Origin of the sequence: Flavobacterium sp. LC2016-13 (assembly GCF_009707955.1) — a bacterium.
Lineage (GTDB): Bacteria > Bacteroidota > Bacteroidia > Flavobacteriales > Flavobacteriaceae > Flavobacterium.
Window position 1 is genome coordinate 1 of the sequence record NZ_WMDQ01000021.1, and the last position, 16,147, is coordinate 16,147.

Here is a 16,147-nt window from a genome sequence, read left to right on the forward strand (position 1 = left end):
AAGGATCATTTAGGCAACATACGAGTAAGTTTTGCAAAGAACCCAACAACCCAAGTTCTTGAAATTATCGAAGAAAACAATTATTATCCTTTCGGATTGAAACACAAAGGATATAATGATTATGTGGCAACTAATAATAAGTATAAGTATCAGGGACAAGAGCGTCAGGACGAGCTAGGATTGAACTGGGATAGCTTTAAGTGGAGAAATTATGACCCTGCTATTGGTAGGTTTATGTGTATTGACCCGTTAGCACAGAAATACACTTATAACTCAACTTATGCATTCCAAGAGAATAAAATGGGATTGGGTAGGGAATTAGAAGGCTTAGAACTAGTTTCTCCTATTCTTTCTGTAGAAGTAGAGTTTGCACCAGTAGAAAGTGTTGCACCTGAAATGAGTATTGCGTTAGAAGGTATGACTGTAGAAGCTGTACCTAGAATTAGCATTTGGGAAACAGTTGGTAATTTTGTTGGCGATTTTGTTAGTAAGCTTGCAGAAGCCGTATCGAGTGGTTCTGATGTGAAGACTGACTTAGTTCCAAAAAATGCAATGGAAAAAGCTGTTGATAATGCAAAACCTGCAACTGCAGAACCAACAGCAAGAGGTACGGCAGGAAAGCTTGAAAAATCTGCTAGAGGAAAAGGTACTGTTGCTCCTGCTGATAGAGATAAACAAAGAGTTAAGACGGCGAAGGGAAAAGCAAAAGAAAGAGAAGAAAATGACAATAAGTGTGCGAACTGTGGTAATGAAACAAAAGCAGAAGATACAGAATCGCACCATTACCCTGACAGACATGCAGATGGTGGAAAAGAATCAGTTCCTGTTTGTAAAGATTGCCACACTTATTTGCATAGTAAAGATTAAACTAAAATAAAATAATGACTAGAAGCGAATTTTTAAATATTATTAAGACTAACATTCATGATAATGAATATCATCTTACACTTGTAAATGGAGGACAGCATCCTGAATTTTCCTATACTATTGGTTTAACTGAAAAGTTAGGGTTCGAACTTATTATCGCTGGAGGATTTATTTCTGTAAAAGATAATGAAGCAATTTTTAGATATATATACAATCAATTGAAATCTGGACATAAGATTGAATCCGAATTCAAACTATCTGAAAATAATGTTTATTATTTAAGTAAAGTGGATTCATCTTGGAGTAAAAAACTAATGATAGGTGTTTATGATTATTATAATTTAGATGAAATTACCGCTTATCAGATTATTTCCGTAAATAGAACAATGGATATACCATTAATGTCAGAATTTAAAATAACAGATGACCCTATTTGGAAATGGTTAGATTTAGATTGGAATTTCAATGTTCCTAAGAATTCTTATATAATTACTAATATTGATTCTCTACAAGGTAAAACAATAACTGAACTTACTAGATGGGAAGAACATGTTTGGGAAATGTTTTCAAAACCAGGACCAGATGTAAAAGAAGAAGATATAAGAATAGTTTCATTAGGAACAATCTTAGGAATTGATAATACGTTACAACCTATTTTAAATTTAGCTGTAGGCGAAGGTTTGTGGAGAGATAATAAAGATTCTGAATGGCAAAACTGGTAGAGTTTTAAAAATGATGAAAATATAAAGTAAGAAAAAGCCATTCCATTACGGAGTGGCTTTTGGATTTTATAGAAGTTACGGCAGTGTTTCACAGTTAGTGATATGAAATTTTTAATTTCTAACATGTTGAAATAGAATTATTATTAGAAAAAAAATAAGTTAAAGATGAGCAGTACTGCTCATCTTTTTTGTTTTAGTATTGCCTTAAAAGAAATAAAATGAGCAAAAATGCTACTTCGTGTTCCAGAGTTAGTGATGGTATGAATTGTCCAAGATGTAGAGAGAAAAAAGTGTCGAAAAACGGTACAACTAAAAATAAAAAACAGCAATATTATTGTAAAAATTGTGGTAAACGATTTATAGAAAATTACACTTATATGGCTTATAAGTCTGATGTAGACAAAAATATTATCCAGTATACCAAAGAAGGTTTTGGAATAAGAAGTACTGCGAGAATATTAAAAATTTCAACCACAACCTTGTTAAAAAGAATTGTATCAATTGCTAAAACTATTAATCAGCCCCCCGCTCTTCGAAGAGGTCCTAATGAAAAACTGCGCAAATGTCTCTGACTTTGCGCAGTTTTTTTATTTTTTTTTGTAAAATTAGTGAGGTTTAATTGCTTCTGGATTCATTGTTGAGTACATTTTGCATACTAAAAAATGCCCCGCTCCACAAAGAATACTTCATCGTCAACGCTGCGCAAATGTCTCCGACTTTGCTCATTCAATGAAACAAATAAAGGTAGATTTCAGATGAGACGACAAGGAGAAAATTATGGCCCTGCACCAAAAGGTCAGTGGAGTCTGGAATTTTGTATAAAGGCAAAACATATCCAATTAAATATAAAGAAATTGATGAATAAAAAAAATCTTTTAGTAGCATTTATTATGTTTGTCTCATGTGGAAAAAAACATGAATTAGAAAATACTTTTATAACAAATGAAAGTGAATATTGGAAATATAATAATGATTGTATTCAGAGTAGAGTTTATTTTAAATTTTATCAGAATGGAAATTATGATAAATATTTAAGGACATATAAAGGATTTAATTTATTTAATAATGATGGAGATATAATTAGTAAAGAAAGGACTTGGAGTGTAAAAAATGATTCAACATTTGTCTGGAGTAAAGAAGAATATAAAATAGAAAAAATTGGAAAACAACAAATAATATTGTCCTATCATCATTATAAAGTAAAAGATAAGATATGTAAAGTAACTTTGAATAAGGTAAAAAAAGGATATAAGCGGTAATGTATCAATTGTTTATTTTTTGGAACCAGTTATGCAAAGTGTAGCTGCTGTGTATTCTAGATAAAAAACAAATAAAATAAACAGAATATAAGACATAAAAAAACTCGCATTCATGCGAGTTTTTTTATGTCTTATAAAATCAAAATCTGCAAAAACTGACAATCAATAATAGTATATTTATAGTATCTTAAATATATCTATTTACAACAAAAAAAACTAATATGAATCTAGCCCAACAAAATTCAGAAAACATACAAGTATTAGAGATTAGAAATTATTTATTAAAACCAAATTTAACGGAGAAGTTCGGTGATTATTTTCACTCGAAATTTGTTGCTCCAATGAATGACCTTGGTGGATATACATTGGGAGAATTCAAAGTTAATAATGTAAACGACAGATTTGTTTGGTTTCGTGGTTTTACTGATATGAAAACCAGATTAACTTTTTTGAATGATTTTTATATTAATAGTACAACTTGGAAAGAACATGGCAAAGGAGCAAATGACATGATGATAAATTCTGATAATGTTTATCTATTGCAACCATTAAAAAAGGAAATTAATAGCAAATTATTAAAAACGGATAAAAGATTTACCGTTGTCGATTTTTATATTTGTAATAGCACTCTCGAAAAGGTTATTAACCTATTTGATACTACATATCTTCCATTCCTTAAAAATGTAGAAATAGAAGATATAACGCTTTGGGTAAGCGAAATGACTGAAAATGATTTTCCAGGATTGCCTGCTTTTCAGGATAAAAATCTTTTAGTAAGTATTACACATTACCAGGATGAAAATGAATTTTCTACCAAGCAAAACAAGATTGATAATATGCCGGCAGATTTAAAAAAATCGATGCAGGAATTAATAACCATTCACAATCAATTAGTGCTTTTAAATTTGAGGTAATACTCAGACTTAAAAACTTAAATAATTCGATGTGATCGATTTATAATGTATTGGCATTTCCCTTTTCTGGATATGTTACTTTTTTTAAACTTGATTTTCAAACTATTAACAATCGATTTTGTTTTATTTTTTTAGGTTATCATATAAGATAACCACTTTTGAAAAAAATATGTCAAACTTTGAATTATTATAAAAGATAATTCAATGGAAACAAAAGAGACTAAAAATTTAGAGTATCTCAGAAAACTAATGAGTCAGTATTTAAATACTTTAAAGTCGCCAAATGACAAAACAGAGTTTTATACTGCCGAAATCAAATTGTTAAATTATTATGAGCTTGGTTGTGTTATTACCAACATGCTTAAATTATGTATTCTGGCACTAGATCATGAAGCTCCAAAAATTTCAGAAACAGTCAAAAATCAATCTATTAATGTGGCTCTTATTTTAGAAGTTGTAGTGCAGTTGTTTCCTGTAGATGAATTTGAGTTGCTAAGCGAAATTAATGAGTCTTTTATTGCAGGTTCTAATTCTCGTTTTCCCGGTTCTCATGAAGGTTGAAATTTCGTAAAAACCTTTGTGTGACTTTTAGATAAATTGTTTAAAAACAAAAAAGCTCCAGATTTCTCTGAAGCTTTTTCTTAGTAGCCCGTAGCGGAATCGAACCGCTCTTACATGGATGAAAACCATGCGTCCTAACCGATAGACGAACGGGCCTACTTTCTTAATGCGGGTGCAAAAATGCAATTAATTTTAAAATACACAAAAATATTTTTCCTAAAAATTTTTCAGTTATTCTGAAAGCGGCATATTTTAGAAACAATAAATACTAAACAAATTAGATTAGTTAAGATGTATTTGTTTGATTAATAATTGGTTGTTTTGCTCAAAAAAAGTGATAAAGAAGTTCTTTTTCTCTTTTTATCACTTTCAATAAAATTTAAAATTATATTGCCAATCGATCGTTTTGAAAGAATATTTTTATGGTTTTAATTGTATTTTCACGCTTTTTTTTTAAATCTGATACGAACATTTTACTTATAAACACAAAATAAAAAAGCTCCAGATTTCTCTGAAGCTTTGTAATAATGGTAAAAACTCTTTAGAAATTAGTATTTACTTTTTTAGAATGATCTGCAATATTTGAGATAAGTAATGTTACTTGTCCTTCTTTTACAAAATATATTTTCTTTGTCGCTAAATTTGGAATACTTTCCAACAAAGTTACTAGTATGTTATTGGCAGAAATAAGGTATTTCTGATCATAAGTGCTCAAAACTCTTGCTGCTTCTTTATTCGTTTTGGCAAGGTTAGTAAACTTAACAAAATTATTTTTCAGGATTGCATCATAATTAATAACGTCTTCCAGAGTTAAAGAAATATAATGATCTTTAACGTTTTCATCATAATATAGCGTTGCAAAAGCCCAAACAGCTCCACCAGATAAATAGATTTTTTCTTTTTTAGCTAAAGCAGGATTTGCATCAAGCAGTTCTTTTACTTTTTTACGCAAAACCGGGTTAAAATCAAAAGATTTTTCCTGATACGTCGACATATCATTAACCTGAGTCTGATTTACAACCGTTTTTTGTATTGCGTCAGTAAGCGTCATAGTTCCAAAATCAAGCTCTAAAGGTGTAAACTCTAATTTGTTGTCTTTAAGCTCATCAATATAACCGCCTCTGGTAGTTTGAGCTCCAATATCAAGTAATAACGCATTCGAGTAATCAACAGGAGGTATTGCGCCTTTAACTAGTATTTTAGGTTCTTCATCAACATTAATTACATCAATGCTTTTGTTTGTTAGAGTAGCAACTTTATTTTTTAAAGCGTCAACGTTGCGTGCAGTTGCAAAAACAGGAGCCGCAACTATAAATATATTTGCTTCCGGAACTTTAAATTCCTCTCTTATTTTTTTCAATTGCTCAACAACTATTGCACTCGTTTTGTTGATGTCGTCCTGAGGAATCTCACCGCTTGCAATAATATGATCGGCAAGACTAATTCTGTCATTTGAGAAGTATAGAATTTTATAATCTGCTTTCTTAATATTGTTTACGTCAAGAACAGAAGTTTTTATAGCTCTGCGTCCGATTTCAATTCCTGCATAAAGATTTTTTTGAGAAAATGAATTGATGGAAAAAAATAAATTTAAAAGAATAAAAATTAGAATTTGGGGTTTGTTTTTCTTAAACATTGGATTTAATTATTGTTGGAATATAATTTTGAATAAAGATTTTAATGTAATTATGTGAAAGTCATAATTTTGAATTCAAAATAATGGGTTTCATTACAAGATTGCAAATTTATAAAAACATTTACTAATATAAACTCGGTTATCAAGAAAACATATTATTTAATTATTAAGGTATTGTTTTGATGTAATTGGTATGTGATTTTATATTTCTATCGAAAAAGAATAATCAGCGGAATAGTTGAAAATCGTTGAGGTTGAAAAGACACAAACTATTGTAAAACAAAAAAGCTTCAGATTTCTCTAAAGCTTTTAAACAAATTATTTTATTCCAAGATTTCCGTCAAATGTATTAAAGTCATCTCTTCTTTTGGGTTTAACAATCAATAAACTATAAAGTTGGTGACAGATCGATTTTAATTCAACCAGATTAGAATTGTCAATTGCTTTTTCTCCTAATTCTATCAGTTTACCATGTTTAGATTTGTCTTTGAAGGCACTTGGATCTTCAAAACGCAAATAATAAAAATAATCTATATAGCTTTCGTCTTGATTGTTATAGATGTTTTCTAACAAATCTTCGAGTTCTTTTTTCTTTTTACGAATCAAATATTTATTGCTTGACTGCAATACTTCTTTTTCGTTTTTTATGATCTTTTCATATTCTTCTTTTTGGCGGGGACTGCCTTTTTCAATATAAAAAGAAAGGCTGTCTTTTATATTATTGTATTCTTCAAGCTCAGATAATATGTGTTTGTGTCGAACAAGATCATCAAATTCCTGAATGTAGATTTTCTTCAATTCATCGATTTGATATTTTTTATCTGTAATAGCATCATTTTTATTTTCTAATGCCTCGTTATAAAGAATGGTTAACGATTCCTGAGATCTTTTTAATTTAGCTAAATACTCATAATTCTCATTGTGTTCTTCACTTCTTATTTCTTCTAAAATAGTATCTAAAGCATTCTTAATTTCCAATGATAATTTTTCAATCGAAATTTTTCTCTGATGCGGATTAAAGACTTCACTTATTTCTAAATCAAGAGCACTTATATAAACATCAATGCTTAGATCTCGTGACTCCGAAACTTTAAAATTCAGCTCAATATCCATTCCTTTTAAAAGATCCTGCTCAAAATTACTGCCGCATATTTCAATATAGCCAATAGAAAGATTACTGCCCGCCATATTTCCGGCATTTCCTTCAACTACATTTATAATAAGTTTTTGGTCAGAGTTTCTTAATATGTTTTTAGAACAGGTTTTGTAAATTGTTTTCTTTAGCGGCAAAATATCATTTTTCTTAAAGATAATTTCCATGTGACTTTTTCCTGTTTCCTCGTCTAATTCCAAACAAATATCATTCGGAATTGGCTGTCCCAGAATACTGTACAATCCGTTTGTAATTTGAATATTCGAGTTGCTAAATACCTGTTTTTGCTGATTATTGAATAAAAATAACGTGAATTGATTGGTTGTTTTTTGTAATAAAGGAACAAATTCGGCTATTTTTTTATTCGCTTTCAAAAGACCGGTATCAAAACCACCATCTGCGCGGGTAATTCTGTAATATCCTTCAAATGATTCTTCTAAAAGTACCACAATTAGTTCTTCAGAGTCTTTAGAATGTGGTTCATAAATGGTTTCAACCTGAATACTATTTTCTTCAGATACAGGCTCATTTACAACCACTTCATCACTCAATTCCGAAGGTTTAGAACCTGCATAATAAGCTGCTCCAATTATTACTGAGGTTGTGGGATCCAGACTCGTTTCTACCTGAATTTGAGTTCGCTCGTGCAATTGCTGGCGTATGTACGGAATGTAAGTAGTACCGCCAACAAGTATAATGCGTTCTATATCTGAAAAATCCAGTTGATTTTCTTTGATTAATTTTTCAACCAAATGAAACGATTCTTCAAATTTAGGCTGAATGATCAGTTCAAATTCTTTTCGACTAATATCTATGTCTAATGAGATTGAAAGTTCGTCAAAATCAATTTCAATACTTGAGATTTCTTTTATCGAAAGTTCTTTTTTTGCTTCTTCTGCTTTGTAGAGAAGTTCAAAAAAGAGTTTATTATAAACAGGGTTTTCTTTAGAAATTAGTTTTGACCAAAGATTATTTTCCTGGGTTTCTTTTTCGATTTTCGGACATATTATTTTTTCAACAAATAAAGTATCTAAATCGACACCTCCCAAAAAGTTATTGCCTTTATGATCAAATACTTTAAGATCGCGCTCGTTAATATTTACTAATGCGATATCAAAAGTTCCTCCTCCAAAATCATAAACCAGCCATTTTTTATCTGATGTAATTTCTATGTTTAAAGAATTTGAATAAGCCAAACAAGCAGCAATAGGTTCCTGAAGCAACACTATTTCTTCAAAACCTGCCTGATAACCTGCTTTTTTGGTGGCATTAGACTGAATTGTGTCAAAAGAAGCCGGAATCGTAATAACGGCAGATTTTAAACTTTCGCCTTGAGCGAAATTAATTAATTCGTTCAAAACCATCGAAGACAGTTCAATTGGGCTGCGATTTTCATTGATATCTTTGATGAAATAAACTTCATCAGATCCCATTTTTCGTTTAAAAGAAGAGAATACATTTTCGGCATTTGTTGCGCTGTGTTCTCTTGCTTTTTCGCCTATTTGAATGCGTCCTTTTCGAAATGAAACTACAGACGGAATAGTATCCTTGAACCCAACAGGATTTTTATAAATACTGATTTTTCCATTTTCGTATTTTGCAATTCCTGAATTCGTTGTTCCTAAATCAATTCCGATATTGATATTCTTCATATAATGATGCTATTATTCTACTATAACTACTGCTTTTTGAACCAGTTGCAACGTGTCGTTTTCTGTTTTGTAAATTGTGGGCCTAATAACTTTGGTTATTTTCTTAGAATTTGAATTAAGAATGTTTGCCTCAATAGAGCTGTCTCTTTCATCATAATTAGTTCCCAAAGGATTTATAATTTTATATCCTTTTTCTTCCAATTCATTATAAATTCTTTTTAGATTGCGTTCGAAACCGTTAAAGTTTTGTTCTAACGCTTTTTTTTCAATTTCAAACAGTTGATTTATTATTGTATTCATTTTTAAAATTGGATTTTTATAGATCAGCAATTTACAATTTATTTAATATGATAGTAATGATCAATATTATTTTTTATCAATGCCTTAATTATTTTAGAAGACCATGAATATCATACAATTGTTTTCTTCATTAGATTTAAATAAGGATCAGATTTTAGAATTTGGTTCTGAAGATTATATCAGAATTGAGAAAAAAATAAACTTCGAAAAAAAGATAAACCCGGAAATAGATTCGAATACAAGTGAAAATTTAATTTTGGCATTGAAAGAATATAAAGAAGAATTTTTCTTTGTGATGTCGAATAGTATTTGTTTGAATTTTTTTGCGCAAAATAAATTCTCCAAAGAATATTTTTTTACTGACAATCCGAATATTTCTGATGAGAAAGTCAAACACTTTATTACGCTCTTTTTATCAGTTGACCTGATTTCTTTATTCAGTTTAAAACTCTCAAAAAATACTTTTGAAAATTTAGAAGAACTTGATTTTCTATTAGATTTTAAACGATATTTTTCTGAAGAGATTATCTATAAAATGACGGTACTTGTTTTCTCTAAACTTGATTTTGCTATTTCTCAATTGGCTGTTTTGAATACTAATAAATATTCTGCCATCATTTATATTAAATTTAAAGCTTTTTATAATGTATTATCCCATTTTGCAACGATTGAATCAGATCAAAAAATGAGTAATCTATTGTCAATGGTTATTAAATCTTATAATAAAGATACGAGCAGCGTTTTTTTTGGTTCTGTCATAAAATCGATGGCATTTTATAATGCGTTTAATGAAAATATCACTAAAGTTCTTGCTGAAAACAGCGATGCAATACCTGCGTTAGAAGAAGATGTTGAAAATGCCATAATGCCACCTGTCGTCAAAATAATAATTGCAATCATGATTTTTGCTGTTATCCTTTTTTTGATATGCAAATAACGCTGAAATTGTTTTTATTCAATTTTACAGAAGAGTTAAAAATATTATTTTTATGGTTTAAAAAGGTGTACTAAAAATGAACATAATAGAATTATTTGAAAAATTAAAGATAGATAAAGGTAGTATTCTATTATTGTCAACAGAAGAGATTAGGCGAGTCGAAAAGCAAGTTAATGTTGAAAAAAGACTAAACCCGGAAATAGCTTCTAATACAAGTGAAAATTTAATTTTGGCATTAAAAGAATACAAAGAAGAACTGTTGTTTGTATTGTCGAATCGTATTCTTTTTAATTTTTTCACGCATAATAATTTCTCCAGAAATCATTTTTCAAATTATGATTTGGCTGTTTCAGATGAAAAAATAAAACACTTTATTGCCTTTTTTTTAGCCGATGATTTGATTTCTTTTTTCAGTTTAAAGTTGTCAAAAGGCTGGTTTCATTATTTAGAAGAACTTGATTTTCTATTAGATTTAAAAAGATATTTTCCCGAAGAAGTTATCTATAAAATGCGTTCACTTGTTTTTTCTAAACTTGATTTTGCTATTTCTCAATTGACTGTTTTGGAGCGTAAAGAATTTTCAAATATCGCTTATATTAAACACAGAACCTTTTATAATTTATTATCGCATTTTACCACGGTTGAATCAGATCAAAAAATAAGTAATTTATTGTCGTTGGTTATTAAATTTTATATTAAAAAAACAAATACCGTTTTTTTTACTTCTGTTATACAATCAATGGCATTTTATAGGGCAATTAATGAAAATATAAATGAAGTTTTAGCTAAAAATGGTGCCGCTGTGTATAAGCCCGAGTTAAAACAAGATAAGAAAACTCATCCCGCATTCAGCATCTTTATTGGTTTAATATGCGCTATTATACCTTTTTTGGTAAGTAGATGCTCCTGATTTATTTTTTTGTTTAAGCTTTTGCAAGTGTTAAAAAGATTATGTTTGTGTTTCAAAAACTAGTATTAAGAATGAACATAATAGAATTATTTGATGAATTAAAAATAGACAAAAGCAATATTCTATTATTTTCAACAGAAGACATTAAACGAGTCGAAAAGCAAGTTAATGCTGAGAAAAGAATAAATACGGAAATAGATTCTAAAACAAGTGAAAATTTAATTACTGTATTGAAAGAATACAAAGAAGAGCTGTTGTTCGTAATGTCAAATCATATTCTTTTTAATTTTTTCACACATAATAATTTCTCCAAAAATGATTTTTCAAATTACAATCTGACGGTTTCTGATGAAAAAATTAAAGGCTTTATTTCTCTTTTTTTAGCAGATGATTTGATTTCTTTTTTCAGTTTTAAACTTTCAAAAAACACTTATGATAATTTACAGGAACTTAACCTTCTCTTAGATTTAAAAAGCTATTTTCCTGAAGAGATTATCTACAAAATGGCTTCACTTGTTTTTTCTAAACTTGATTTTGCTGTTTCTCAGTTATCTGTTTCGACCACAAGTGATTTTTCTAATATTGGATATATTAAATACAGCACTTTTTATGATTTACTATCTCATTTTGCAACGGTTGAATTAGATAGAAAAATGGATAATCTCTTATTATTGGTTGTTAGATCTTATAAAAAAAATCCGAGCAACATTTTTTTTATAAGTGTCATAAAATCGATGGCATTTTATAATGCTTTTAATGAAAAGATGACTAAAACTCTGGTTAATAATAAAGATCTTTTACTTGCATCAATAAAAGATAATGAGAATGAGAATGACAGCGAAAAAGTATATCGTGTTATACAAATAGTTCTTGTTGTTATCTTTCTTTTGGTAGTTTTAAATAAATCTGCATGCCACTAAAATTTATTTTTTTGTTCAATCTTTTGCAAAAGAGTTAAAAAGGTTATGTTTGTGCTTTAAAATTAGCATTAAGGATGAACATAATAGAGTTATTTGAAGAATTAAAGATAGATAAAAACAATATTCTATTATTTTCGCCAGAAGACATAATTCGAGTAGAAAAGCAAGTTAATGTTGAAAAAAGAATTAATCCGGATATAGATGTTAATGTCGCCAATAATCTGATTTTGGCTTTAAAAGAATATCGTGAAGAACTTTATTTTATAGCTTCAAACCGAATTTTGTATAGTTTGTTTTCGAAAAAAAATTATTCCAGGCATAATTTTCCTTCACCTCAAAGAGAATATGATTCTGAAAAGATTCAGTCCTTTATAAATCAATTTCTTAATGATGATTTAGTCTTGTTTTTTGATCAGCATTTATCTCAGAATAAATTTGATTTCATCAATGATATTTTTGATTATAAAGACTGTTTTCCTGAAGATGCACTTTTTCAATTGAATAAAAAACTAAACGGAAAACTTGACGCTATACTCGTAAATTTGAGCCAAAACAATTCAGAAAACAATGCTGCAATTGCGTATGTAGAATATAGAAGTTTTTTTGTTTTGTTGTCCTATTTTAGTTCTATCGAGATCGATAATAAAATTAGAAGTCTTGTAAACATTGTTTCAGTACGTTATAATGCCAATAAATTATCTGATTTTTATATGGGCTGTATATCGGCAATGCAGGGATATGTTGCCTATGATCCCAGTTTAACTGATATTTTGGTCAGAAATAGAGAAGCGGTTGTTTCTAACAGTATTGACAGAGACTCATCAGGTGATTCATCGGGCATGTCCGGAAAAACTATTTTTTTCATCGTACTTGCTCTTATAAAAGTAGTGGCTCTTTTTGCTAAATGCTCCAGCCATTAATTTTATGCACTGATTTTAATAGTAAAATAAAAGGCATGATGATTTATAATGGAAAAATTATATATTTGAAAATAAAGAATGTGTAATACTTATCGCATATATCTGCCTCGATTTGAGCCGCTTTGTGTGGTTTTGTTATACATATAAATAAGTTTTTGGCAATTTGGCGGAATGACAATAATAGAAAATAAACTAAAAAAAAATGACTTTCATTAAAACAATTTCTACATTTTTAATTACGCTTTTAATTGTAACAACAACTTTTGGACAAGAGTCTAAACATAAAACTAAAATCTTGTTAATCGGGACAATTCACTTCGAAACGCCTCATACAGATAATTTTGAACTAAAGACAGACGATTTTTTAAGTGCTAAGCGACAAAGTGAATTAGAAGATTTAACGAATGTTCTGTCTCAAACAAAAGCGACTAAAGTGATGATTGAAAAGCCATTTGAAAATCAACGTTCTAGCGATAGTTTGTATAATTTATATTTAACAGGTCATTATAAACTTACAGTTTCAGAAAGAGAACAAATTGGTTTTAGGTTAGGTAAAAAATTAAAATTAAATCAAATAAACTGTATCGACAAATTCTATGCAATGCACGATAGCTTAATGGCTGCAACCGCAAAAGAAAATAATCAACTTTATTTGCTAAAAGATTTAGGAACTCAGGCAAATGCAATGATAAGTGATTTTGATAATCAATTGAAAAAAGGTACGATAACCGAAGTTTTAAAATACATAAATAAACCTGAGGAATTAAAAAGAAATTTATCAATTTATCTAAAATATATAGCAAAAATTGGAGCAGGTAAAAATTTTGCAGGAGCAGAATCTGTATCAGATTGGTATTTAAGAAATCTTGCTATTTACGCTAATATAACGAATCAAATAAGTGCAAATGACAAATATGTTATACTAATATTTGGACAAGGACATATTCCTATATTAAAACACTTACTACAAAATAACGACGACTTTGAACTCGTTGAATTAAATAGTGTACTAAAATAAACTACCACCAATAAATAGAGTTAAAATTACAAAACTAAATTATGCAAGAAGAAGTACAAAAACATACTCAAAAAATTTACAGAACTGCGAAAAATACAGAACACACTTTGGGAGAGAAAGTGAAAGAAATCATCATAGAAATTTTTATAATCGTTTTTGCTGTAACGCTTTCAATAGGATTACACAGTTGGAGTGAACACAGGTATCAACAAGAAGAGGTATCCGCGTTTCTTGCTAATTTAAAGAATGATTTAAAGAATGACATAGAAAACATTGACAATGAAAAGGAAGCTTACCAAAAGTCAAACATGGAATATGAAAAAATTTTAGCATTAACGCCTCTCCAACTTGACCGTATTTATAAATCTAAAAATAAGGTTAATTTCCCAATTTATTCACATGGACCAAAAATGAATATTGCTAATTATGAAGGTTTTAAGTCAAGTGGTAAAATAGGCTACATTGAAGACGAAAAATTAAAACAGAAAATCTTGAATTATTACCAAATATTTGTACCGGCAGTTAATGAAGTTGATAAATATTATAATGATTTTCTATTTAAGAGTTTTGATAAAATGATAGAAAATGCTGATAAACCTGAAGAGAAATTATATTCGGACCCAAAATTTAAAAAGACAATAGAATTTCTTGTTAGACTAGGTAAGAATAACATAAGAGTTTACAACGAAAATACAAAACCATTAGCAATTGAACTTATTAAAGAAATTGAAAAAGAGTTGAATAAATAAAAAAGCGAATGCATAACTGCCGTTTGGTAATGTGGCAAGTTAGTGCCTGCTGTACTCGTAGAACGTTATGCGACAGCTTAAAACAACAACAACATGAGAACTTTAGAAATTCAAATAAATAAAACTAGGATTGTTTCACTTTTAATAATATCTGTTCTTGTGATATTTCTGGTAGTTTTATATTACTACTCACTTTATCTTGAGGGAAAAATTTCTTTAAAGCTCAGTATTGTTTTGGTCATTGCGATTCCTTTTTTAAGTTATTTTTTTTGGTCAAGCCTAAAGAAAATAATAGCTAAAAAGCCTGGGTTAGTAATAGATAATCAAGGAATTCTAGATTATATGAGTTTTTCCGAAATTGGGATTATTTCTTGGAAAAATATCACACATGCTAAAATTATTAAACATAAGTTTTCCGAATATTTACTTATAGGAATTAAGGATAATGAAATTATTTTGAATAGACTCAGTGGTTTGAAAAAAAATGTTATAAACAAACACATCGAAACTTTTGGGACTCCAATAGTTATAAGTTTAGACAATTTGAAAATCGATAAATCTGAAATAATTAAAATTTTCCACGATAACATACAACCAAACTAATAAAGTCGTCGTGTAAAAGCTATTACAATGGATTTGGGCTAAATATAAAGATAGTTAAAAACAAAAAAGCTCTAGATTTCTCTGAAGCTTTTTCTTTGAGTAGCGAGAAGCATTCAAATATCTAACCAGATTATCTTGGATCTTTACAGTATTTTAAAATGCGTATCTTAATTTTTCCTCTACTTTTTGTTTGCATATACACTTATATAAGTGCCAAAAGATATCAATCAAATTAAAAGTCCCTTTGATAGTTTGTAGTGAAAAATATATATATTTGAAAGATAAATAATGTATGAAATTTATCACACATATCTACCTGAATTTGGATGGCCTTGTATGGTTTTGTTACACATATAAGTTAGTTACCAGCAATTATAAGATGTTAATTTCTAAAAATTATGATTAATTATGAAAAAGGCACTTCTAATTTGTTTTCTTTTTATATTTTCTATTGCAAATAGTCAAAATCTAACCATTAAACAACTATTGTCCCTTAAAGGAGTATTCATTAGTGAAGTTTATAACGATCTGACAAAAAAAGGATGGAAGTTCTGTAGTGAAGATAATAAAAAAAATGGCGGTCAAACTACATATCTATATACTGAAAAAAATGGAAATTATTATTTTCTAACTTTATCATATCCTGAAGATTATCACATAAACAATATAAGGTTACAATTTCTTAATTCTGAAAAATGTAAACTTTATCTAAATCAAATTAAAGCTTTGGGTTTTAAAAAAAAATCTTCACTTAAAGAGAAAAATAATATTACCAAAATATTTGAGAATTCAAAGACAATAATAAAATTTGTAAGTGAAAATAAAAAAAGGGAATATGAGCATGAATTTTTTTATTTTATTTATATAGTTGGGAAATAGTGGTTATACAAATCAAAAGTAACAGCTGGTAACAGCTACTCCTATCTAAAGCATCGTAAAGTTATTTACATACTAGCGCGAGCGTCCCGCTCGTGAGCACAACGAGATGTTGAAAAAGACGGTTCTAAAGATAGTTAAAACCAAAAA

General features: G+C 28.9%; 17 protein-coding genes and 1 tRNA gene. 14 read left to right on the forward strand and 4 right to left on the reverse strand.

The genetic code is table 11. The features are described 5' to 3' along the window. From GKZ86_RS24125 to GKZ86_RS24150, 6 genes are all read left to right on the forward strand, one after another. On the forward strand, nt 1–867 hold an 867-nt coding region (locus GKZ86_RS24125; RefSeq protein WP_305069148.1), incomplete at its 5' end, for an RHS repeat-associated core domain-containing protein. A 14-nt stretch (nt 868–881) separates the two neighbouring features. Continuing rightward, nucleotides 882–1,589, forward strand: a complete 708-nt coding sequence (locus GKZ86_RS24130; protein WP_154785584.1) for a DUF4262 domain-containing protein — start codon at nt 882–884, stop codon at nt 1,587–1,589. A 218-nt stretch (nt 1,590–1,807) separates the two neighbouring features. Next, nucleotides 1,808–2,161 (forward strand): IS1-like element transposase, encoded by a 354-nt coding sequence (locus tag GKZ86_RS24135; RefSeq protein WP_228526652.1) that lies wholly within the window; start codon nt 1,808–1,810, stop codon nt 2,159–2,161. A gap of 183 nt (nt 2,162–2,344) precedes the next feature. Further along, nucleotides 2,345–2,848 (forward strand): hypothetical protein, encoded by a 504-nt coding sequence (locus tag GKZ86_RS24140; RefSeq protein ID WP_154785585.1) that lies wholly within the window; start codon nt 2,345–2,347, stop codon nt 2,846–2,848. Nucleotides 2,849–3,069: 221 nt separating this feature from the next. Further along, nucleotides 3,070–3,762 carry a hypothetical protein gene (locus tag GKZ86_RS24145; protein ID WP_154785586.1) on the forward strand — a complete coding sequence of 231 codons (693 nt, stop codon included), beginning with the start codon at nt 3,070–3,072 and terminating at the stop codon, nt 3,760–3,762. A 204-nt stretch (nt 3,763–3,966) separates the two neighbouring features. Beyond that, entirely contained in the window at nt 3,967–4,323 is a 357-nt protein-coding gene (locus GKZ86_RS24150; protein WP_154785587.1) for a hypothetical protein, read from the forward strand. A gap of 84 nt (nt 4,324–4,407) precedes the next feature. Here GKZ86_RS24150 and GKZ86_RS24155 read toward each other — a convergent pair. The 4 genes from GKZ86_RS24155 to GKZ86_RS24170 all read right to left on the reverse strand — a co-directional run bounded on the left by GKZ86_RS24155 (nt 4,408) and on the right by GKZ86_RS24170 (nt 9,064). Then, nucleotides 4,408–4,479 (reverse strand) — tRNA-Glu (locus GKZ86_RS24155). A gap of 385 nt (nt 4,480–4,864) precedes the next feature. Continuing rightward, complete coding sequence (locus GKZ86_RS24160; RefSeq protein WP_154785588.1) at nt 4,865–5,959, reverse strand: exopolyphosphatase; 1,095 nt, start codon at nt 5,957–5,959, stop codon at nt 4,865–4,867. 318 nt (nt 5,960–6,277) lie between these two features. Then, nucleotides 6,278–8,764: an Hsp70 family protein gene (locus tag GKZ86_RS24165; protein WP_154785589.1), complete on the reverse strand. Its 2,487-nt coding sequence runs from the start codon at nt 8,762–8,764 to the stop codon at nt 6,278–6,280. A gap of 12 nt (nt 8,765–8,776) precedes the next feature. Further along, nucleotides 8,777–9,064 (reverse strand): hypothetical protein, encoded by a 288-nt coding sequence (locus GKZ86_RS24170; RefSeq protein ID WP_154785590.1) that lies wholly within the window; start codon nt 9,062–9,064, stop codon nt 8,777–8,779. A 103-nt stretch (nt 9,065–9,167) separates the two neighbouring features. Between GKZ86_RS24170 and GKZ86_RS24175 the strand changes: the two genes are divergently transcribed. The 8 genes from GKZ86_RS24175 (at nt 9,168) to GKZ86_RS24210 (ending at nt 16,000) form a co-directional block, all read left to right on the forward strand. Further along, a complete protein-coding gene (locus GKZ86_RS24175) occupies nt 9,168–10,001 on the forward strand; it encodes a hypothetical protein (RefSeq protein WP_154785591.1) in 834 nt (277 codons plus the stop codon). 76 nt (nt 10,002–10,077) lie between these two features. Next, the gene (locus tag GKZ86_RS24180) at nt 10,078–10,911 is read left to right on the forward strand and encodes a hypothetical protein (RefSeq protein WP_154785592.1); all 834 of its coding nucleotides are present in this window, start codon (nt 10,078–10,080) and stop codon (nt 10,909–10,911) included. Between the two features lie 71 nt (nt 10,912–10,982). Beyond that, complete coding sequence (locus GKZ86_RS24185) at nt 10,983–11,831, forward strand: hypothetical protein (protein ID WP_154785593.1); 849 nt, start codon at nt 10,983–10,985, stop codon at nt 11,829–11,831. 74 nt (nt 11,832–11,905) lie between these two features. Further along, a complete protein-coding gene (locus GKZ86_RS24190; protein WP_154785594.1) occupies nt 11,906–12,751 on the forward strand; it encodes a hypothetical protein in 846 nt (281 codons plus the stop codon). Between the two features lie 202 nt (nt 12,752–12,953). Beyond that, nucleotides 12,954–13,769, forward strand: a complete 816-nt coding sequence (locus tag GKZ86_RS24195) for a DUF5694 domain-containing protein (protein ID WP_154785595.1) — start codon at nt 12,954–12,956, stop codon at nt 13,767–13,769. A gap of 41 nt (nt 13,770–13,810) precedes the next feature. Next, nucleotides 13,811–14,518 (forward strand): DUF6090 family protein, encoded by a 708-nt coding sequence (locus GKZ86_RS24200; RefSeq protein WP_154785596.1) that lies wholly within the window; start codon nt 13,811–13,813, stop codon nt 14,516–14,518. A gap of 93 nt (nt 14,519–14,611) precedes the next feature. Beyond that, nucleotides 14,612–15,121 carry an STM3941 family protein gene (locus GKZ86_RS24205; RefSeq protein WP_154785597.1) on the forward strand — a complete coding sequence of 170 codons (510 nt, stop codon included), beginning with the start codon at nt 14,612–14,614 and terminating at the stop codon, nt 15,119–15,121. Nucleotides 15,122–15,529: 408 nt separating this feature from the next. Then, nucleotides 15,530–16,000, forward strand: a complete 471-nt coding sequence (locus GKZ86_RS24210) for a hypothetical protein (protein WP_154785598.1) — start codon at nt 15,530–15,532, stop codon at nt 15,998–16,000. Nucleotides 16,001–16,147: the final 147 nt, after the last annotated feature.